This window comes from Aquabacterium sp. A08 (assembly GCF_011742065.1).
This window is the reverse complement of record NZ_JAAQQT010000225.1, coordinates 1-215: the sequence shown is the minus strand read 5'-3', so window position 1 is coordinate 215 and position 215 is coordinate 1. Positions and strand designations below refer to the sequence as shown.

The 215-nt window shown below is 69.8% G+C and carries 1 pseudogene; it reads left to right on the top strand.

Annotated elements, in window-relative coordinates:
• Positions 1-215 (top strand): annotated as a pseudogene (locus tag HA630_RS26840) (Rieske (2Fe-2S) protein); the annotation flags it as partial.

The following is a 215-nucleotide window of genomic DNA, read 5'->3' as shown; positions in this document are numbered from 1 at the left end:
AACGCCCGCGACCTGACCGACGGCGGCGAGGCCTGCCCCTTCGACGTGCGCTACCAGGGCCGGACCTGCCGCGCCTTCGCGGTGCGGCACCGCGGCCAGGTCCGGGCCTACCTGAACCGTTGCAGCCACGTCGCCATGGAAATGGACTGGCGGCCCAACCACTTTTTCGACCTCACCGGGCAGTTTTTGGTCTGCGCCAGCCACGGCGCGCTGTT